At 47.7% G+C, this 20405-nt stretch carries 21 protein-coding genes and 1 tRNA gene; 13 read left to right on the forward strand and 9 right to left on the reverse strand.

From position 1 onward, the window contains the following. Nucleotides 1–95 precede the first annotated feature (95 nt). Nucleotides 96–548, forward strand: a complete 453-nt coding sequence (locus CWE22_RS02145) for a hypothetical protein (protein ID WP_169929750.1) — start codon at nt 96–98, stop codon at nt 546–548. Here CWE22_RS02145 and CWE22_RS02150 read toward each other — a convergent pair. Continuing rightward, nucleotides 536–1549: a zinc-binding alcohol dehydrogenase family protein gene (locus tag CWE22_RS02150; RefSeq protein WP_169929751.1), complete on the reverse strand. Its 1014-nt coding sequence runs from the start codon at nt 1547–1549 to the stop codon at nt 536–538. The genes CWE22_RS02145 and CWE22_RS02150 overlap by 13 nt on opposite strands. Before the next feature lie 150 nt (nt 1550–1699). On the opposite strand from CWE22_RS02150, the gene CWE22_RS02155 reads away from it, so the two are divergent. After that, complete coding sequence (locus tag CWE22_RS02155) at nt 1700–3073, forward strand: M28 family metallopeptidase (protein ID WP_169929752.1); 1374 nt, start codon at nt 1700–1702, stop codon at nt 3071–3073. Nucleotides 3074–3088: 15 nt separating this feature from the next. After that, nucleotides 3089–3682: a YqaA family protein gene (locus CWE22_RS02160; protein WP_211618591.1), complete on the forward strand. Its 594-nt coding sequence runs from the start codon at nt 3089–3091 to the stop codon at nt 3680–3682. A gap of 4 nt (nt 3683–3686) precedes the next feature. Here CWE22_RS02160 and CWE22_RS02165 read toward each other — a convergent pair whose 3' ends face one another. From CWE22_RS02165 to CWE22_RS02175, 3 genes are read right to left on the reverse strand one after another with little or no spacing between them, the layout of a single operon-like run. Then, nucleotides 3687–4676 (reverse strand): ArsA family ATPase, encoded by a 990-nt coding sequence (locus CWE22_RS02165; RefSeq protein WP_338052899.1) that lies wholly within the window; start codon nt 4674–4676, stop codon nt 3687–3689. A gap of 28 nt (nt 4677–4704) precedes the next feature. Next, a complete protein-coding gene (locus tag CWE22_RS02170; RefSeq protein ID WP_169929754.1) occupies nt 4705–4977 on the reverse strand; it encodes a cory-CC-star protein in 273 nt (90 codons plus the stop codon). Then, entirely contained in the window at nt 4974–6644 is a 1671-nt protein-coding gene (locus CWE22_RS02175; protein ID WP_169929755.1) for a carbon starvation CstA family protein, read from the reverse strand. The genes CWE22_RS02170 and CWE22_RS02175 overlap by 4 nt, the downstream gene beginning before the upstream one ends. Nucleotides 6645–6831: 187 nt before the next feature. Here CWE22_RS02175 and CWE22_RS02180 point away from each other — a divergent pair, with 187 nt between their 5' ends. The 7 genes from CWE22_RS02180 (at nt 6832) to CWE22_RS02210 (ending at nt 13011) form a co-directional block, all read left to right on the forward strand. Then, on the forward strand, nt 6832–8661 hold the full coding sequence (locus CWE22_RS02180) for an ABC transporter ATP-binding protein (RefSeq protein ID WP_169930997.1): 1830 nt from the start codon (nt 6832–6834) through the stop codon (nt 8659–8661). Nucleotides 8662–8753: 92 nt separating this feature from the next. Next, on the forward strand, nt 8754–9257 hold the full coding sequence (locus CWE22_RS02185) for an RNA polymerase sigma factor (protein WP_169929756.1): 504 nt from the start codon (nt 8754–8756) through the stop codon (nt 9255–9257). Further along, on the forward strand, nt 9257–9709 hold the full coding sequence (locus CWE22_RS02190) for an anti-sigma factor family protein (RefSeq protein WP_169929757.1): 453 nt from the start codon (nt 9257–9259) through the stop codon (nt 9707–9709). Before CWE22_RS02185 ends, CWE22_RS02190 begins: the two co-directional genes overlap by 1 nt. Next, entirely contained in the window at nt 9706–10032 is a 327-nt protein-coding gene (locus tag CWE22_RS02195; protein ID WP_169929758.1) for a YbjQ family protein, read from the forward strand. The genes CWE22_RS02190 and CWE22_RS02195 overlap by 4 nt, the downstream gene beginning before the upstream one ends. Before the next feature lie 100 nt (nt 10033–10132). After that, complete coding sequence (locus CWE22_RS02200; protein ID WP_169929759.1) at nt 10133–10423, forward strand: excalibur calcium-binding domain-containing protein; 291 nt, start codon at nt 10133–10135, stop codon at nt 10421–10423. Nucleotides 10424–10517: 94 nt separating this feature from the next. Continuing rightward, nucleotides 10518–10778 carry a TIGR03643 family protein gene (locus tag CWE22_RS02205; protein WP_420821019.1) on the forward strand — a complete coding sequence of 87 codons (261 nt, stop codon included), beginning with the start codon at nt 10518–10520 and terminating at the stop codon, nt 10776–10778. 55 nt (nt 10779–10833) lie between these two features. After that, entirely contained in the window at nt 10834–13011 is a 2178-nt protein-coding gene (locus tag CWE22_RS02210; protein ID WP_169929760.1) for an exonuclease domain-containing protein, read from the forward strand. Here CWE22_RS02210 and CWE22_RS02215 read toward each other — a convergent pair. Then, the gene (locus CWE22_RS02215) at nt 12971–14317 is read right to left on the reverse strand and encodes an MBL fold metallo-hydrolase RNA specificity domain-containing protein (protein WP_169929761.1); all 1347 of its coding nucleotides are present in this window, start codon (nt 14315–14317) and stop codon (nt 12971–12973) included. The genes CWE22_RS02210 and CWE22_RS02215 overlap by 41 nt on opposite strands. A gap of 168 nt (nt 14318–14485) precedes the next feature. Here CWE22_RS02215 and CWE22_RS02220 point away from each other — a divergent pair, with 168 nt between their 5' ends. Beyond that, nucleotides 14486–16450 carry an alpha/beta hydrolase family protein gene (locus tag CWE22_RS02220; RefSeq protein WP_169929762.1) on the forward strand — a complete coding sequence of 655 codons (1965 nt, stop codon included), beginning with the start codon at nt 14486–14488 and terminating at the stop codon, nt 16448–16450. Nucleotides 16451–16460: 10 nt separating this feature from the next. On the opposite strand, the gene CWE22_RS02225 is transcribed toward CWE22_RS02220, so the two are convergent. The 3 genes from CWE22_RS02225 to CWE22_RS02235 form a co-directional block, all read right to left on the reverse strand. After that, nucleotides 16461–16537, reverse strand: a tRNA-Pro gene (locus CWE22_RS02225). A 95-nt stretch (nt 16538–16632) separates the two neighbouring features. Next, entirely contained in the window at nt 16633–18165 is a 1533-nt protein-coding gene (locus CWE22_RS02230; protein ID WP_169929763.1) for a DUF3413 domain-containing protein, read from the reverse strand. A gap of 46 nt (nt 18166–18211) precedes the next feature. Continuing rightward, entirely contained in the window at nt 18212–18427 is a 216-nt protein-coding gene (locus tag CWE22_RS02235; RefSeq protein WP_169929764.1) for a DUF1414 domain-containing protein, read from the reverse strand. 71 nt (nt 18428–18498) lie between these two features. Between CWE22_RS02235 and yejK the strand changes: the two genes are divergently transcribed. Next, entirely contained in the window at nt 18499–19539 is a 1041-nt protein-coding gene (gene yejK / locus CWE22_RS02240; RefSeq protein WP_169929765.1) for a nucleoid-associated protein YejK, read from the forward strand. Nucleotides 19540–19612: 73 nt separating this feature from the next. On the opposite strand, the gene cspD is transcribed toward yejK, so the two are convergent. Beyond that, nucleotides 19613–19822, reverse strand: a complete 210-nt coding sequence (gene cspD, locus CWE22_RS02245; protein WP_169929766.1) for a cold shock domain-containing protein CspD — start codon at nt 19820–19822, stop codon at nt 19613–19615. Between the two features lie 245 nt (nt 19823–20067). Here cspD and clpS point away from each other — a divergent pair, with 245 nt between their 5' ends. Next, nucleotides 20068–20403, forward strand: coding sequence for an ATP-dependent Clp protease adapter ClpS (clpS, locus tag CWE22_RS02250; RefSeq protein WP_169929767.1), 336 nt, complete (start codon nt 20068–20070; stop codon nt 20401–20403). Nucleotides 20404–20405 lie beyond the last annotated feature (2 nt).

Consider the following 20405-nt stretch of genomic DNA (forward strand, 5'->3'; position numbering starts at 1 on the left):
TCTAATTATACATACATACATGAATGTTTGTAAGAGAGATCACAACTTTTTCTGGTTGTGAGCGCGACCTAGCAACGATTGGGGAATGGATTTCAATGTCAGTTCAGTTATTTTCAAAAAAATTAATCATTACAATCGTCTCCGTTATCGTTTGTGGCGTATTCCTAGCTCTGTTGGTTGACGAGTGGTTGGCTGAAAGTAGTGCGAGAAATCGTAACGAGTTGTATCAGAATTTGCTGGAGCGCTCCGGGCAGCTCAATCGGGACTTACCCAAGTTATTGGACCGACAGACGCGTTTTGAGCGCGCAGAAGTAGTCAACTATGGCATGCGCTTTGTTTACAGCCTAATTAACATCGACAAATTTCAGTACGAAGAGGATGAACTAAAAGAACAAATAGAACCGCAGATGTTGCGGTTCTATTGTTCAGACCCTGGTTTAGAGTATTTCCGTCAGTATGCTGACCACGTTGAAATTCGCTACCAAGATAGAAAAGAACGGCATTTGTTTACGCTCCGCTATGAACCACAACAATGTCAGTCTGGATAGCCATCAACCACCAATTTACCAATAGCCTGATGTGCTTCCAGAGTTCCGTGCGCCTGACGAAGTGTCTCAGCGCTGATCGTGCCAAGGTGTTGGAAGCGGGTCGTTTGAATCGCTCCCGTATCCACTAAATTCGCTACTTGAGCCAAAATTTCGCCTTGTTTAGAAATATCCTTAGTTGTAAACAACGAACGCGTGAACATAAATTCCCAGTGTAACGATAAGCTCTTTTGTTTCATTAAACCGATTGGGAGTGGATCTTTCGGGTCATCAATCAAAGCCAATCGACCTTGCGGTTCGAGTAACTCCACTAATTGCTCAAAATGTTGTTCAGTGTGCGTCAAGCTTGCGACATGAGTGACATCATTGATGTCGTACTCTTTTAGTTGGGGAGCCAGCGTTTGATGGTGATTAATAATAATGTCAGCACCTAACTGTTTAACCCACTGTTTTGTTTCAGCGCGTGATGCGGTCGCAATCACAGTGGTGCGAGTCAGTGCTTTGGTGAGTTGGATGAGTGCTGAGCCGACGCCGCCCGCGGCGCCAGTAATTAACAGCACATTTGGCGCGTCCTTATCGAGTTGGAGTCGATCAAAAAGTAACTCCCATGCAGTAAGAAAGGTAAGGGGCATAGCAGCCGCATCAGCAGCGCTGAGTGTCGTTGGACGCGCGCTAATGAGACGTGAATCGACGCTTTGATACTCGGCATTACAGCCATCTCGATTGACTGCACCTGCGTACCAAACCTCATCACCAACCTTGAAATTAGTCACTTGTGAGCCGCAGTCGACAATCGTGCCTGCCGCGTCCCACCCCAACACAACATATTCACCTGCAGCAGCTTCCTTGCGCTGCCGAATTTTGGTGTCCACTGGATTCAAACCGATCCCGCGAACTCGCACAAGAACGTCATGATCACCACAAATTGGCCGAGAGATCTCGATATCTTGCAAGGCCAACTTATCGGTGTAGGGTAATGATTGTTGATAACCAACTGCTCGCATGGTTCTCTCCTCGTTGAAATAAAGCACTTCAGCGCTTAATTTTGATCCAAATGGTTGCTTCACTCTATAGTACTTCAGTCGCACCCATTTAGATGCTGAAATGAACAAATGAACTCATCATTTTGGTACCAATATAAGAGAACAATACCTATGAACCGAATCAAACAATTAGGCCTGTTGAGTGTAGTTGCAACGCTCTCAGTCAGTGCACTCGCCGATGTTGAATACCGTGACCAACAAGCACTGCACGCCATAGCGGGGTCGGTATCCGCTGAGCGTATTGAACAAGATATTGAGACGTTGGTGAGTTTTGGTACACGTCACACGTTATCGGAAACCGAGTCAGAGACGCGAGGTATTGGTGCAGCACGGCGATGGATTAAAGCTGAGTTCGATAAGATTTCAGCCGCTTGTGGTGGCTGTCTTGAAGTATATTACCAATCACGGGTGATTGAGGGCGAAGCGCGAATCCCTGAGCCAGTAGAGGTTGTTAGTGTGATTGCCGTTCAACGAGGAACGGTTGATCCAGATCGCTACGTCATTATGTCAGGCGATATAGATTCGCGTGTCTCTGACGTGATGAACTACACCGATGATGCGCCGGGAGCCAACGACAACGCCAGTGGTGTAGCCGGAACGCTTGAGGCCGCTCGGGTCCTGAGCCAATATGAATTTGCTGGAAGCATTGTTTATGCTGCTCTAGCTGGCGAAGAACAGGGATTATTTGGCGGTCGTATCATGGCAGAACAAGCGCAAGCCGACGGCTGGCGAATTAAGGCCGTTCTCAATAACGATATGATCGGAAATATTGAGGGAATCAATGGCGTCATCAATAACACCACAGCACGTATTTTCGCTGAGGGAACACGCCAAGACGAGACCGCAGATGATGTACGCCGTCGTCGTTTTACCGGTGGTGAGGTTGATTCGCCAAGCCGCAATCTGGCGCGCTACATTGATTGGATGGCCGACCGGTATATTCCAAATCTGGATACTATGGTGATTTATCGGCTAGACCGGTTTGCTCGCGGTGGACATCATCGCCCGTTTAACGACTTAGGGTATCCGGGTGTTCGTATCATGGAAACGTACGAGAACTATAATCGCCAACATCAAGATCTTCGAGTGGAAGACGGAATTGCCTATGGTGATACCATCGACGGTGTTGATTTTGATTATGCAGCGAAACTGACCGCCTTGAATGCAGTATCACTCGCTAGCATGGCTTGGGCACCGAGTCCCCCCGCAGAGGTATCGATTTCAGGTGCTGTGACTGCGAATACCACCTTAAAGTGGCGCACCGCGACCGCTGCTGAGCAAGACCACATTGCGGGTTACCGAGTCTACTGGCGCCATACCGATGCGCCTAACTGGGAATTCAGTCGTGACGTCGGTGATGTGAACGAATACACTCTCGAAAATATCGTTATTGATAACTACTTTTTCGGTGTTGCGAGCGTGAGTAAAGACGGTTTTGAGAGTCCCGTCGTCTTCCCCGGACCGGCGGGCGCCTTCGGCGAGTAAACAATAGGTTGAAACGTGCAACAAACCCATGACAAGCGGGCTAATCGTTGGTTGGCCCGCTTAGCGGAATCAAATCATGTTTTGTGGCTGATCTTCGTATTGTCGTTATTGGAATCTATCATTGTTCCAATTCCGCTCGAGTTGATCCTGATCCCTTTGTTACTGAGTCAGCAACATCGTTTGTGGGCTATTAGTACGGCCACTTTAGCGGGCTGCCTAGTCGGCGCCACCATTGGTTATTTTGTCGGTTTTTGGTTTTTTGATGACGTTGGTCAATGGTTGCTACACGTATTGGGTTATGAAGACGCGTTTGCGAGCTTTTCAGAGCGCTTTCAGGAGCAAGGCTTTGGATTGCTGTTGTTGGTAGGAATCACTCCTATTCCTTTTCAGGTAGGTATGCTCAGTGCCGGGAGTACGGGCTACCCGTATTGGCTATTTATCATTGCAGCCATTATTGCGCGAGGTATTCGTTACTATGGTTTAGCGCTGCTCGTGTATTGGTTTGGAGACAAAATCTTGGAATTGTGGCAACGCTATAGTCAACGGGCTGGCTGGGTACTTGCCATAATTGGGTTAAGCGCGCTGACATGGATTTGGATGGGGAGTTAACTCTTCACCACGGCAGGTGTGGAATAACTCGATTCAGTCCGTCAAAACCGTTGATGTCAGTCGGCAACAAGGGAATGTAATAGCGACTCAACGTACGGAACTGAGCTTCAATTTCTTCTCTATAAATAGCTTCTTGTTGTCGTCTTTGCGCCAAAAAATCCCCATCGGCGTGAGCGGGAAGGTTACGATTAATAAATAAGCCTTGAATCGGCAAGTGTTCTTTTTGTAACGCAGCAACTGCGCGTCCGGTCTCTAGAATCGGTAACTTTTCTGGGGTTAACACAAAAAATAACGCGGTCTGTTGAGCATCGGTCAGAATGTGGCGAGTACGGTGAAATAGTCGCTGCCGCGACAGTAACGTTGCAGTGATGTCAGCGGTGCGCTGGTCAACATTCGAAACACTGTGTTTGCGCGCATCGCTAAAGGGGTTACTGATATCTTTTCCCGCTTTTGGACTGAGATGATCCAAAACACCTTGCAGTTGCTGTGACTGAGAATCATGCCGTAATAGTCCTTGCGTCCATGCCGCCATAGCTTCCGGTAGCGTGAGCAGTCGCAGAGTATGCCCAGTGGGAGCTGTATCGAATATCATACGGTCATAGTGTTGCGGCGCTTCGTCCACTAAGGTTGCGATACGCTCGAGGAGAGCAGCTTCTTGAGCTCCTGGCGATTGTTGAGTTAAGCGCATTTGCCGTTCAATCTCTGCAAACATATCTGGACGCGCGAAACGCTTCATCGATTTCGTTACCCGCTCAACATGGGCAATGACCTCATGGTCAGGATTAATTTCTAATGCATCTAAGCCCGGTATTAGCGTCTTAATTTCGTCACCGATTGGCTGCGCGAACGCATCGGCTAGGCTATGTGCAGGATCAGTAGAGATGATCAGTACACGCTCGCCACGTTGCTGACATCGTAAAGCTAGTGCCGATGACAGGGTCGTTTTACCAACGCCTCCCTTACCACCGATAAAAACTACTTTTTGTTTGAACATGAGCACTCAATAATGACAACTTGGATAGCTAGCAACAACGAAAGTGATCAAGTGGCGAGTGTTCCATGCCCATTCGTTGATGCCATTCATGAAAGCGCTCCAGCAATAACGGCTGGAGCTCTAATGTGTAGTAAGAAGCAGGATTCGGTACGCCCATGAGTTCAGAAAATACTAACATCATGAACAAATCGTCCTCATCCCGCTTTGCGCGCGCTATCGCAGCACGGTAAGGCGCATTGTACACCTCCGTCGCATAAGCATTGGCTTGTGCAAACCAACTGCGGATAGCTTTTATTTTCATGCTTGATTTCGCTCCCGACGCAACTTAGTTAAGGTTGCGGCTGATTCTAACGCAATCCAAATCGCAGCGATCAGTACGACTAAATCGAGACCGAAAAGGAACCAATCTGATTTTTGGTAGAAGCCCATCAATTGAATAAGTAACGCGTAAATGGTCATCACCAATAAGAACAACAGTGGAATCAGCGTAAAGTACATCGGCCGTCCGAGTTTGACCAAAATAGTCGTGATTACCAGTAGCGTTAAGCCAGCGAGTAATTGGTTAGTGGTACCAAATAATGGCCAAATAAGTAGGCCACCGGCACCATCAGCACCACCCGCACCAAAGGCCAGCAATAAGCATGAACCGACGGCGAGGAGGGTAGCTGGAGCTGCTTTCTCCATCCACTTGATGTTATAGATATGGCCCCACTCTTGGAAGATATAGCGTTGTAGACGTAGACCGGTGTCCATAGTGGTACCTGCGAATAACACGGCCATTACCGTGAGTAGCGTTTGTGCAATATCAACATTCAGGCCAATCCCGTTTTGGAGGATATTAGCGCCGCCTTGCACAAACGCAGCGACACCACCTTGACCAAAGCTATGATAAACAGCCTGCCAGTCAGCCAGCGTGGCGAAACCAGCGGTTGCCGCAATAATGGTTGCTAAGGATAGAGAGCCCTCACCAATAGCACCGAAATAGCCCACAAAACGCAGGTCTGTTTCTTTATCTAACTGCTTAGATGTCGTGCCTGATGCAACCAGGCCGTGAAAGCCAGAAATAGCGCCACAGGCAATCGTCACAAACAGCAGTGGCACCATGGAGGGCGTCCCCTCCGGAGTATTGTTATTGAACGCTGGAGCAACGAGTTCCGGGCCACTGATGAGAACGGCGGAGTAGACCAAAATCAAGCCAATGAACAGTTGCAGTCCATTGATGTAGTCACGTGGTTGCAGTAGCACCCAGACCGGAAGCAACGAGGCAATCGCTGCGTAAAAGAACAGCACTAAGATCCACTGTGCATTGTCAGATACGCCAAGGAAACTCTGAGGGAGTTCAATAGGTACTGATGGTCCCGCCCAAATCAGCGCGTACAAGGCAATAACACCAATGATTGAAACGGTGCCCAAATTCATCCATTTGCGGAAAATGAACTGACCGATTATGAGCGCAACGAAAATCGCCCCCCACACGGGCACCACAGAACTTGGGAAGTTAATTAGTAGCCCAGAGATGGCAGTAGCGAAAACAGCATTCACCATCAATAGCACGAGGAAAATAACGATCATAAACAGCGTTTGTGACCGTTTACCGACGATATCACCGGTCAATGCACCGATTGAGCGTGCTTTGTTACGGTTACTCGCCCAAATAGCGCCTGCATCGTGAACACCAGCAAAGAAGATAGTACCGAATACCACCCATAAAAAGGCAGGTACCCACCCCCAAATAACGGCAATAGCGGGGCCGATGATAGGCGCAGCGCCAGCAACAGAGGTAAAGTGATGTCCCCAGAGGACGTACTTATTGGTTGGGACAAAATCTACACCGTCATTAAATTCATGCGCCGGTGTGCGGAAATTTGGATCCAGTTTAAATATTTTTTCGGCTATGAATTTTGAGTAAAACACATAACCAAGAAACATGGCACCGAGTCCGAGTAACATCAGCAAAATAGCATTCATGGATGGTATCCTTTTGTGCTGCTACAAGCGTTATAGAAGAAAAGTTTTAGCCTCCGTATACTACTGGAGAACAGCGTGAAGCCCCATTCGACTAAAGTCTAGATCATCAATAGGTGTTGTGCGCCGTTTTCTTTATACTAAGCCTCTGGTCACGTTTCACTTTACTGGAATCTCTATGTTCAAAAGGTTGTACCGCTGGTTCGAGCAACGTCTTGATCCGTTCCCACCCGTGTCACTCGAACAACCGCCTCGTGGTTTGGTGTCGTTTTGTTTGCATTACACCCGCGGAGCCTGGCCATACATTATCTGTGCAGGCCTGCTGATGGTGTTGATTGCCATCACAGAGGTTTGGTTATTCAGCTTTATCGGAAATATTGTTGATTGGTTATCGGTGCAATCGCGCGAGACGTTTGTTGCGGACCAAAAGTGGGCTTTAATCGGCATGGCGGCACTAATCCTTATTGCATTGCCATTATTCGTCATTCTGCATTCATTAGTGACATCACAAACGTTGCTGGGAAACTACCCGATGCGTATTCGTTGGTTGGTCCATAACTATCTTCTCAACCAATCGATCAGCTTTTACCAAGATGAATTTGCTGGTCGTATCGCTACCAAGCTCATGCAAACCGCATTGGCGGTTCGTGAAGTCGTAATTAAATTGGTCGATGTACTGAATTATGTCAGCGTGTACTTTATCGGTACCGTCTTGATTGTTGCTTCGGCCGATTGGCGTCTGGCAGTGCCGCTATTGGTGTGGTTGGCATTCTATATCTCATTACTAAGATATTTTGTTCCAAGGTTGGGGAAGGTGGCGGAAGCGCAAGCTGATGCTCGTTCATTGATGACCGGTCGAATTGTCGATAGCTATACCAATATTCAAACCGTTAAGCTTTTCTCACATGCGCAACGCGAGAGCTCATATGCACAAGAGGGGATGAGTCATTTTTTAACGACCGTGCATAAACAAATGCGGCTAGTTACAAAGTTATATGTTCTGCTTTACCTATTAAATTCTTTCTTATTATTTTCAGTAGGATACTTAGCGATACAACTGTGGTTAGAAAACGCGATCAGTGTGGGTGCTATCGCGGTCGCTTTGAGCTTAGTCTTGCGTCTGTGGGGCATGAGCCAATGGATTATGTGGGAAGTTTCGGCGTTATTCGAAAACATTGGAACGGTGCAAGATGGGATGCAAACCGTATCGGTGCCGCGGCTGATTGAAGATAAACCGAATGCGAAAGATCTGAGTGTGACCGCTGGAGCGGTTCATTTTGATAACGTGAACTTCTTTTACTCAGCCGATAAGCCAGTTTTGAAGAACTTCAATTTAACCATCAAAGCCGGTGAAAAAATCGGTTTGGTGGGACGTTCTGGCGCCGGCAAGTCGACGCTCGTGAATATATTGCTGAGGTTCTATGATTTACAAAGTGGTAAAATTCTTATCGACGGCCAAGATATCGCAATGATTTCGCAGGAAAGTCTGCGCCGTAATATTGGTATGGTGACTCAAGATACATCACTCTTGCATCGCTCGGTGCGAGGTAACATTGCTTATGGCAGACCTGACGCAACCGATGCGATGATTGAAGAGGCCGCACAGCGTGCTGAAGCAGACATTTTTATACCCGAACTCACTGATGCAAAAGGACGGCAGGGCTATGACGCGCATGTCGGTGAGCGCGGTGTGAAACTTTCTGGTGGGCAACGACAGCGTATTGCCATTGCCCGCGTGATGTTGAAAGATGCACCAATTTTGATTTTGGATGAAGCTACTTCCGCCTTGGACTCTGAAGTTGAAGCGGCGATTCAAGAGAACTTGTATCGACTGATGGAAGGGAAAACGGTTATAGCCATCGCCCATCGCTTGTCGACGATTGCAGCCATGGATCGACTCATTGTGCTAGATGAAGGACAGATAGTTGAACAGGGTACACACGCAGAATTATTGGAGCAAAACGGCATCTATGCTCAGCTTTGGCAACATCAGTCGGGTGGATTTTTGACCGACGACTAAATTTTTCTGGAAAATTGGAATAAATTCCAATTCTCACTCGTCTCTCTATTGAGCACGAATGAATGTCCACCTAGGCAACGGAGAAGAACGATATGATTCATCAGCGTCATTCTGATTTGTTGCCTTTTCTTCCTGCAGCGCTGAGTTATGCCCGTCATCTACTCAAAGATAGCGCGGCTGCTGAAGATGTACTGCAGGAAGTGACCATTCATGCTTTGCAAACGAACCATTTCCCGGCAGTGAGCGATTCGCTGAAACCTTGGTTGTTGCGGGTCGTTCGGAATCGTTGTATTGACCGTATTCGAGGTTCTCATTCTGAAGTTGATGAACAAATTCTTGATCAGGTCGCGGCACCACGAGCGACCGATCCTGAACGTTGTTTAGAACAAACGCAATTGCGGGCATCGGTACTCAGTGCTCTTGCCGAATTACCATCTGAGCAGCGAGAACTGCTGGTGTTGCGTGAACTGAATGAGTGCAGTTATGGGGATATTGCAGCGATTCTCAACATACCGGCGGGTACCGTAATGTCGAGTTTGCATCGTGCTCGATTGGCATTAAAAGCCGTCATCGTAAGTCGAATGGGAGAATCGTAATGAGTCAGCAGTTACCGTATTCATGCGGGGCTATAGAGCCACTCTTATCAGGTTACCTTGATGAAGAACTTACCCAGCAGGAAAGTCAGCAAGTTCGCATTCATTTGGCGAGTTGCCCGTCATGTCAGCAGCAGTTGACCGACCTCACTGCTATTCAAGGTGCGTTGCGCAGTGAACTGCCGCAAATCACCGATAAGGAGCGCGTTATGGCTATAGTCAATGATAAACCCAGTCTATGGATGCAACGTTTCGGTTGGTTGCTATTACTCATCACCATTTTGCCACTGAGTGCCTATGGAGCTTATGTTTTTTGGCTCGATACCGGCGTACCTGTCTGGGTTAAATGGGTAGTCAGTGGGTTTTGGTTGGGTTTGATTGTTCTTTTTCTCAGTGTCGCGCGGCAACGTTTGATTGCAGCGAAAACTGACCGATATAAGCGAGTACAGCTATGAGTTCGATAATACTAGTTACGACAGAACAAGTCGCAGGGAAAGTCATTCAAGAACATTTGGGCTTGGTGCGAGGAAATACGATACGAGCTCGTCACATTGGGCGCGATATTTTAGCAGTTTTTCGTAATATTGTTGGCGGCGAGATACATGACTACACCAAGTTATTAGGGGAGAGCCGTGAACAAGCTTTAGACAGAATGGCAGCGGAAGCTCGTGAGCTCGGAGCGGATGCGGTTATCGGAGTGCGTTTTTCAACCTCGATGCTCGCACATGGGGCAGCAGAACTGTTGGCCTACGGAACTGCAGTAAAGTTTGAAAAGTAGTGCTTGCAGGAAGCTAAGCGGTCAATAATTTACAATATCTTTACTTGTATATTGATATAAACGGCATACAATCTTTTTGATTCCAAGAGGGCTTGTATGCATGATTCGTAAGTTAGTATTGACCGCTATTCTTCTGGGTGCTGCCTATAAATATGCGCATACGCAGCACGGTTGGTCGTGGGAGTCGCCGCCCGCGTTGGAGGAAATTGCAGCAAAACTAGTGGCTCAGAAGAAGCCACAGCCTGACGATCGCTTTGAATGTGATGGCCGTCGGTATTGTAGTCAGATGAATTCTCGTGATGAAGCGGAATATTTTCATCATTTTTGCCCCGATACCCGAATGGACGGAAATCAAAATGGTGTTCCATGTGAGGATGACACGCGCTTTTGATTGTCCGCTCTCCGCAGTGCTACCAGTTTGATCCCCACTGATACTGCTGTCGTAGGTAATAGCAGTTGCGACTGAAATAGCACAAGGATAAACGATGGCAATGCCAACATTCTCTGCCGAGGACACCTCCCGAATTATTGAAATGGCGTGGGAGGACAGAACCCCCTTTGAAGCTATTGAATCCTTATACGGATTGGGTGAACCCGATGTAATTCGGTTCATGCGAGCGCATTTAAAACCGAGCTCATTCAAGTTATGGCGAGCCCGCGTAACCGGACGCGCGACCAAACATCAAAAACTCCGTTCTCCAGCTGTTGACCGAGGTTACTGCTCGACGCAATATAAACATCGCTGATAGTGAATAGTGTATTGTGAAAAGAGAACAGTGAACCGTTAAGTGAAGTGGTTACATGCGCGCGAACCTGCCAGACTTCTACTATTTGACTCATTTCCATGAGTTTTTATCACATTTAAAGACGAAATCTGCGGACCTACTGAGGGAAACCGACCGGACGTTCTTGAATGCTTTTCAAGCATTAGCCAAAGAACAGCAGGCTCTAGTGGTAAGACTCGTGAATCGGAGCCAACCTTGGGTTCGTCGCGCATCGCTTAATTATTCTGAACTGACAAACTGGAAAGGTGCTTTATCAGTACTTGAGCAACAGCAGTGGGTGGTGACAGCCTCAGCAACACTCACAAGCAGTAAGTTGCAGAGCTTTTTGCACACCCTGACCAAAGCTGAACTGCAACGGATCTATGTTGAAGTCTCATCATCAAATTCACGCAATCTTCCCTTCAGTGCAGCAAAAGCGCATTGGATAGCCGCTTGTCAGGCGCTCACTCTGAACCAATTACAGAGTGCAGCAATCACATCAGAATTTGTCGCTTTAGCCGACCCAGTAGCCGCTCGGATACGCTATCTTCTCTTCATATATTTTGGTCGCACTGAGACCGATTTTAAGCAATTTTCATTGCGTGATTTAGGGATCCGTCCGACCCATGAAGAAGCGCATGTGAATTCCGAGAGCTTACTGCGTTTTGAAACCATCGAAGCTGCCGAATCAGCGCTCTATTACAGTGAATTGCGCCAGCAGCTGGCTGACTCCACTTTGGCACTTGCTGCTTTTGATGACATTGATACCTGGCCAACACCAATCGGGCCGCGTGCGGAGCGTCTGGCACTCAGTTGTCGATTTCGGTGGGGCGAGGCTATCAAAGATAGTGATCCGGCGCTTGCGTGTGACGTGTGGGAAGCGACTGCACATCCCAAAGCTCAGGAACAAGCAGTTCGGCTATTGTATCAATGCGGAGAACAAGAGCGCGCTATTGCGCTGGCTGAGGCGATTATTCGTGATCCGCTTGATGACAGCCTGGCATTGTTCGCGGAAGATTTCGTCGCCCGCAAAGTGGGTGGTAAACGCACCAGTATTTTGACAGATTTGCTGCGCGACGCCTTACCAGAAATACCCGTAGACGAAGCTTATCGAGGGAATGTGGAACAGGGGGTCGTAGCATGGCACGAGCGGCATGGCGCACACTGCTTTCACGGCGAAAATAATGTTTGGCGAGCTCTGTTCGCTTTATATTTCTGGTCGGAGTTGATGGAGTCGCCACAAGGCGGATTTGTGAGCGAATTCGACCGTACCCCGCGCTTACTCCAAACGGGGGAATTTTATGCCGTCATGCAAACCGAAATTGAGCAACAATTACAGTACTTTTCGCAATCCCAACAGGCTTTTCGGCACATCCAAAAACAATTTACTGTGCACTACGGGCGGGTGACCAATTTATTTCATTGGCACTCTGATTTACTGCGACAGTTGACAGTATTGATGCAAGCACCGGCGCCCGCGCTAGAAAATCACCTCAGAGCCATGTGCAAAGACTATTTTGCTTTTACCGATGGCTACCCAGATTTGCTCGGTAAAAGAGCTAACGGCTTCTTTCTCGAGGAGGTTAAAGCACCAGGCGATCAATTGCGACGCAATCAAGCACGAATGATTCAGCATCTGCGTGCAATTGGCTTCACCGTGGGCATTCGGCCCATTCTTTGGCAAATCGATAGCGAGCAACCTTATGTTGTGATTGACGTCGAAACTACCGGTGGCGGACGTGATTATCATCGAATCACTGAGGTGGCAGTGGTGCGGATAGAGCAGGGCGAAATTGTTGCACAGTGGAGTCAACTGATTAATCCAGAGCGACGCATCCCCCATGCCATCACTCAACTCACCGGTATTTCAAATGAGATGGTTGCCGATGCACCCTTGTTCGCGGAACAAGTTGACACCTTTTTAGCATTATGTGAGGGAGCGATTTTTGTCGCGCATAATGTGAATTTTGATTATGGTTTTATTCGACGTGAGTTTGAGCGCTTGGGAAGAACCTTTCGTATGCCAAAGCTTTGCACGGTCCAACTGGCACGCAAACATCTAGCGAAGCTAAGTTCCTATCGACTGAGCGCTCTGTGTGAGGCCTATGACATTGATTTGACCAATCATCACCGAGCGCTAGCGGATGCGCGTGCAACAGCTGAATTGTTTCTGCTTATTCAATCGCATCGACTGGGATCTCAAACTGCTCCGTAATTTTTTGCGCTAATATTTTTTGCACAGCAGGATCACCGTGTGTCAGACGAACTCGTTTGACCCGACCTTCAGCACTCCCAACAAAGTCGAGTAATTCTTGCTGATCGGCGTGAGCGGAGTAGCCTCCTAAGGTGTGAATCTGTGCATTCACGATAACGCGCTCACCATTCAGTTCAACATAACCTCCTAACGGACCGAACATCTGTATCTGATATCCTGGCGTACCGTAGGCTTGGTAACCGACAAACACAACATCAGTGCGAGCGTCGGGTAGCAATGCTTCTAGATAGTTGACGATCCGTCCACCGGTGCACATTCCAGCACCAGCAATAATGATGACTGGTTCACCTGTGGTGCGGAGCCGATTGATTAAACGTTCATGATCAGCATGACTCGTAATGGTCACCAGCTGCGAGAAGTCTAATGGGTGTCGACCTTTCGCAATACGCTCCTTTGCTTCTTCATCCCAGAGCGCCTTTAATTTGGCATAACGCTCAGTTACGGCTGCTGCCAACGGCGAATCCAGTACGACAACTGGGAATTCATATTTCTCATTGGGTTGCCGTTGAAGTTCATCAATGATCTGTTCGATGTCATAGAGCAACTCTTGCGTGCGCCCAATACTAAATGCTGGTATTAATACCGCGCCTTTGTTCTCGACGCTGCGCTGAATAACTTGGCTCAAACGACTCGTTCGATCACGTCTTGGTTCATGTAAACGATTTCCATAGGTACTTTCTAGAAATAACCAATCGGCCTTCTCTAACGGGGTGGGGTCGGGTAAAAGTGGTGTGTTCTTACAGCCGATATCGCCAGAAAAAACAATTCGCTCGCCACCGACTTCGCATTCAACATAAGCAGAACCAAGAATGTGTCCTGCTTGTCGAAACCGAATCATTAAGTCATCACTGATACTGAGCCACTGATCGTATTTCAAGGGGCGAATCAATTCTTGCAATAGATCCAGCAGACCCTCAATAACGCGCCGATCACGTGTGATGCCAATTTTGATGGCATCGCTCAATATGAGTGGCAGCAGTTCGGCAGTTGCCGTGGTACAGAAAATAGGTTTACGGAAGCCTGCAGCCAGTAGCCATGGAATCCGACCAACATGGTCTAAATGAGAATGGGTAACGACAAGTGCTTCGATATCATCAATCGCAAAGTCGATACTTTGCGCCTCATCGGAAGAATCACCTTCCTGCAAGAGGCCACAGTCAATAAGGACAGCACGACCACGTGCGTAACGGAACTCGTGACAAGAACCAGTGACTGTGCGTTGGCCTCCGTGATGTATTACTTCCATGACAACCCTTTATTCCGCAATGATGTGCATAGACTACGATGAAATTGTCTTGTACGCGAGTGTCTTTGCAATGGGTTCAAACCAATCCAAATAGAAATTGTTACTTGATTGTGAAGTGCTTATCTTTAAAAATGTTTCAATTCTCAAGACCAAAAGACGATACCAACTATGAAAACAATGATCGCCACTTTAACTCTGGTTATATTCAGTTTGCCTAGCCAAGCTAATGAGATCAAAACCGCTGTGCTCGAGAACTATGCGAAACCAGCACAGTTTATGAACATCAAGATTTCGCCAGATGGCAGTTATCTTGCCGCAACAGCGCGCGACAATGAGGGCTCAGTTCAACTAAGTGTGCTCGACATCAAGAACTTCGATATTTTGTCCGTCACCCAATCAGCCGACGGTGAATCTGTGAGTTCGTTTGAGTGGGTCAATGATGATCGTTTAGTCATCACCATGGCACGAGAGGTGGGTGCGCTAGAGATTCCAGCGCCAACCGGTGAGTTATTCGCCATGAATGCCGACGGCTCGCGCAAGACTGTATTGACTGGACCACGTTCGCGCGATGGCGAATATGTCCGAGCCAATGTTGTGGATTGGTTACCGAAACAAGATGACCGAATCATGATTTATACGGCTTCAATGTTTGAAGCTGATCAATTTCTGACGCTGTGGGAAGTAAACGTCGATTCGGGCGCTAAGCGGCGTGCGGGTCGCATACCCATTCGCGCTGGTAACGGAACGTCATCACAGGTGATTATCGATCAATCGGGTACCGCACGGGTCGCGACTGGGGTTGCGCCAGAGGATAATAACGCGATAGTCATTATGGCGCGTGATGGTGCGAACGAAGATTGGTATGAGATTATGCGCTATGACGAGGATAAAGGTGGATTTATGCCGATCACCGTATTACCGAATGGTTACGAAGTGATGGGCTTAAGCAACTCAGAAACGGACACACGTTCGATCTCTATCTATAACCTAAAAACTCGTGAGGAAGAAATTTTAGCCACGCATCCACAGGTCGATTTAATGCCGTTAATGAGCATTCGTGATGGCTATCCCAATGATTTGATTGGCGCATCGTTTGAGTATGACAAAATTGATGCGGTCTTTTTTCAAGGCTCGGAAGATGATGATTTTGCGCAAGTGGTGCAAAGTTTGATGGCAACCTTTCCGCAGCGCCAAGTAGGTGTTAACTCTGCAACACGAGATACGAATCAAGTTATTCTCAGGGTTGCCTCAGCAAACGATCCAGCTACGTTTTACTTGTTTGACCGCAAAGCACGTAAGTTAACGCCAATAGCTCAGGCCCAGCCTTGGTTGAAAAAGGAACAGATCCCAACCACTGAGACTATTGTGTACAGTGCTGAAGATGGCACCGAGCTGACAGCGCTGTTAACCCTGCCACGCACCGAAAAAGCAGAAAATTTACCACTCATTTTACTCCCGCATGGTGGTCCGCATGGCATTCGCGAATCCGTCGGTTCTATGGACACAGATGCAAAAGTTTTAGCCGAGCACGGTTACGCGGTCCTGCAACCGAATTTCCGTGGTTCAGGTGGCTTTGGTCTAGAGTTTCAGAGTGCGGGCTATCGTAAGTGGGGCACTTTGATGATCGACGATATGACTGCAGGTGTTGATTACCTGATCGAGCAAGGTATCGCTGACCCTGAGCGCATGTGTGTATACGGTGCATCTTATGGTGGTTATGCGGCACTGATGAGCGTGATACGCGAACCAGAGAAATACCAGTGTGCGATCGGCTTTGTCGGTGTGTATGACATGGACCTCATGTTTGAGGAAGGTGACACCACAGAAGTTGAAGCCGGACAAAATTTCCTTGCGAAGATTTTTCATCCTGATGCGGCGGAGCGCCACAAACAATCGCCAGTCCATCGCGCAGACGAAGTGAAAGTGCCGGTTTTCTTGATTCATGGCGAGCGTGATAGACGCGCGCCATTCACACATGCGAAGCGATTACGCGAGAAGTTTGATGAACTGAAGCATGACTACGAGTGGATGACTAAAGCTGAAGAAGGCCATGGTTTTTACAAACCGGAGAATAATGTCGAGCGTTGGACACGAATGCTGGAATTTCTAGACAAACATATTGGGGCTGAGTAGGAAAGGAAATTGGTCGGCGTGACTGGATTTGAACCAGCGACCCCTGACACCCCATGACAGTGCGCTACCAAGCTGCGCTACACGCCGACCGAGGTGGCTATATTACTTAAATCTCCTCAATAGGCAAGGGGGCTGCAGGGGAAATTCCGGGAAAGTCAGAGGAATTCAATGCAACCGGCGAATTATTCGCCAGTTGCACTGAATCGTTTTACGTCGCGAAGTGCATTAATCAAAATTGGTGTGAGTGGAACCGCATTGGGCATTTCTTCAGCGCCCTGAAACATGCGAGTCGTTGCATCCTGATCGATGACGATTCTCTCGGCTTCGGTATAGATAACTAATTGGCTACCATAGCTTGCAATCATTGGCCATTCTGTTTCATGCTTCGCCAAATCTTGGCCAAGTGACCACGTTTTTGTACCTTCTGCACAATTCATATAATGACCCACTACCGTCGGCATAATATCGACGAGTTGAGCCAACTGCTGAGGCTGAAGCTCTACATTAGCGACATACAGAGGGACTCGCATTGAGTCTTCAGAGAACCCCTGGGCGGGAGCGTTCTGATTGGTTAAACCGAGTACAAACACTCGCATGCCTGTTGCTATGGCTGCTTCGATAGCGCGCGCATCAGTTTCGGTGAGATGTTCCAACTGTGCCCACCAAATCGTCTTAGTATCACTGTCAATTGCAGCGGGTAATGATGGCACCACGCGGATATCGTAATCGTGCAAGCGTTCGATGTAAGCCGGCTCTTGCCGAGCTTTTGCCATCGCGGCCATATATAAATCTGGCAAGCCATAGCGCAACTCGAAGGCGCCACTGGTAGCGTCCAGTTGGCCCAGAATTGGCCAGGGAACGGTTGTTAGACTACTCATCTGTTCGACACGGTCAGAATCGAGAACATCCATGGTTACGATCAGTGTGTCGACCACATCTGCTTGTTTGGCGCACAGCAGTGCAGCGGATGGATAGGTCAATTCAAGCGTATCGATTTCCCGCAACAACCGATCGGTGGTAACAGCCTGCTGGTCGTCCAACAACCCGTGTTTGTTCATCAACGTTTTTGCTGTGGTTGGATACGACAACGGGAACAAATCGTCTTGCTTGGTAATAGGCGTGTAGAACACTGCGTCGGCCCAGATATGGATGGTATGGCTGGTTAGAAAGCAGAGCACGAAAACAGCACTAACGGAGATTCCCCAATGCTTGGTTTGCAACCGGTCTAAGCGTTTGTATGCCAAATTTGCAAGACCGAGCTCAAATACCAGCACCACAATGAATGTCAGCAGCATACCCAGCAAGATCAGAAAGCTAGCGCCGGTAAAGGCTGTCTCCGCATCCAGTGCGAGTTGACTCAAGGAATACGTATTGAGGTGAAAACCATATTGTCGGTAAAACAACATGTCAGCAATGAGTGCGAGCAAGCCAATAGATGCCACCAATGACGCTATACCACGCAAAATTCGCGGATAGGGTACTAACATGCAAAACGGGAATATTAGGATAATAAAGAAGACAAAAGGCAGAAACGCAAAATGACCGAGCCAGCTGACCAGTAGATAAATAACCCCAAGTGCTGAGCCTGGCGTTTCAGCGGCGTCCACATAAAACAGACCAATAACTAGCGCGACAAGTATGTTGAAAAACGTAAACCAGTGCCCCCAACTAATGAGGCGCGCGATCTTATCTCGCCGTTGCTTTCGTTGTCTCATTGTGAACTCGTCGTTGTTATGATTGGTTGGTTCGACAATACGCGAACTAAGCGCGTTTCTGCATCGATTGTAGCAGTACTTTACCGAATTGTTCAGCAATCTGTGCTGCTTGTGCTGACGAATAATGCTGATCGATAACATTACTCACAGCATTACCTAAAGTCATCAAGGCAAGATCAGCTGGGGTGTTGGCGAGCGTGGCAAGCACATTTTCGAGCAATTGTTGTTGGGTTTCGGCGGAATATTTCGACACAATCGGCATGGCATTTTTTCTCAACGTGGTAGAATGCCGGCCATCTTAACACAGCAGTAATGGAAGGACAGCGACTCGCTATGCTAGCCGAAATACATGACAGCATTATTCATCAATTTTACAGTAACGATGGTCAAATAGGCCTCCGCCTCGCGCCGCATACCCTAGCGATTGATAGCGAAGTTCAAGATCTACTGAATGAACTGACCGATGTATTTCAAGCGAAACCAAGTAAAGGTTACGCGCGTTTTTTAACGGCCGCGGATGAAGTCGCTCCGGAACAACAGAGTGATTTCCCTAACCAATTGGCAGAATGGCAACAGCAACAGGTCAGTTTTATCGACTTTTCTCACGTTGCCGCAAAAATCCTTCTGCAACAATTTCAACATTACGGCATTGTCGAACCGGGTTTTCTCCTTGTCTCTAACTACCAACAACAGGGACAAACCTATGTTGTAGTCGCTTATCTGCCGAGTATCGATGGTGTCACTATTGCCGCCGATTTATCGGTTGATCGCTCGTCTCAGCTTGATCTCAGCAAGGTTCAGCTGGCTGCGGTTATTAATGTGACAGAATGGCGAGAAGATTCCGATTCAACCACCTATATCAGTTTTATAAAAGGTCGGGTAGGCCGCAAGGTTGCTGATTTTTTCCTTGATTTCTTGGGTTGCGCAGAGGGTCTCAACGCCAAAAAGCAATCTCAACAATTGATTGAGTCGGTGCAAGCTTTCGCGCAGAGCGAAGCGATGCCAGCGGAACAAACGCGACAACTGCGGCAAGCGGTTTACGATGTCTGCGATGAACAATGGCAGCAAGGTGAGCCTGTTCGTGTCAAAGATCTATCTGAGCAATTGCAAGCAAGTGTTCCGAGTAGCCGCAGTTTTGCAGATTTTAAGCAAGAGGTGGGCAGTGAACTTGCTGATGAATTTCCGACGGATCGCTCGACATTGCGAAAGCTGGTCAAGTTTCAAGGACAAGGGGGTGGCTTGAGTATTGGCTTTGACCAAAACTTATTAGGTGAACGCGTCGTCTATGACACAGCGACTGACACAATCACTATTCATGGCACACCACCAAATTTACGTGATCAATTACGCCGTTATTTCGGTATTGATAGTTGAAGAGAAAACGCCGGCACAAGGCCGGCGTTTTAAAGAGGATTGAACACGGAAAGAAATAAGTGTTCAGGGTGCGCTATTTTTGCACCGGAGTAATATTGGTAGCATGTAAGCCTTTGGGGCCCTCTTCGAGCTGAAACTCGACGTCTTGACCCGCTTTCAAGGTGCGATAGCCGTCCATTTCAATGGTTGAGTAATGTGCAAAGATATCGCCATCGCGATCTTCTGCCTCAATGAAGCCGAAGCCTTTTGAATTATTGAACCATTTGACTTTACCGGTTGCCATACTTCTACATCCTTTATTCTGCATATTAAATTTAGTTATTGTTAGATAGCGAAAAGTGATTTGCTTGGCTTGAAAAAAGCAAATGTTAACGCCATGTTTTACTCTAGGTGAGAAATGCGTGGTGTCAAGGCAAAAGTTGCTGCTTTTATGAACATTTGGTGGCGTGCAAGATTGTCTTACAGACAGAATGTAAATTATTCAGCGTTTTTTTCTGACAACGTCTATAACTAAGAGAAAGAGTCATTGTGAGTGTCGTAAATCAACAGCGGACAAACGGTTCACCGGCAGATGATAATGTCGTCAAAAGTGTCGAGCGGACGCACGCTAAACCGCCACCTCAGTACAAAGTGATACTGACCAACGACGATTACACGCCAATGGACTTTGTCATTGAAGTACTGATTAAGTTTTTTCGAATGGATCAGGAGCGAGCGACGGATACGATGCTGACGATTCATTATAAAGGACGCGCAATTTGTGGCGTCTATTCTGCTGAAATTGCAGAAACGAAAGTAGTGCAAGTAAACCAGTATGCGCGTAGCCATGACCATCCGTTAATGGCCACAATGGAACGCGAATGAGT

It is taken from the genome of Pseudidiomarina aestuarii (assembly GCF_003987355.1).
Taxonomy (GTDB): domain Bacteria; phylum Pseudomonadota; class Gammaproteobacteria; order Enterobacterales; family Alteromonadaceae; genus Pseudidiomarina; species Pseudidiomarina aestuarii.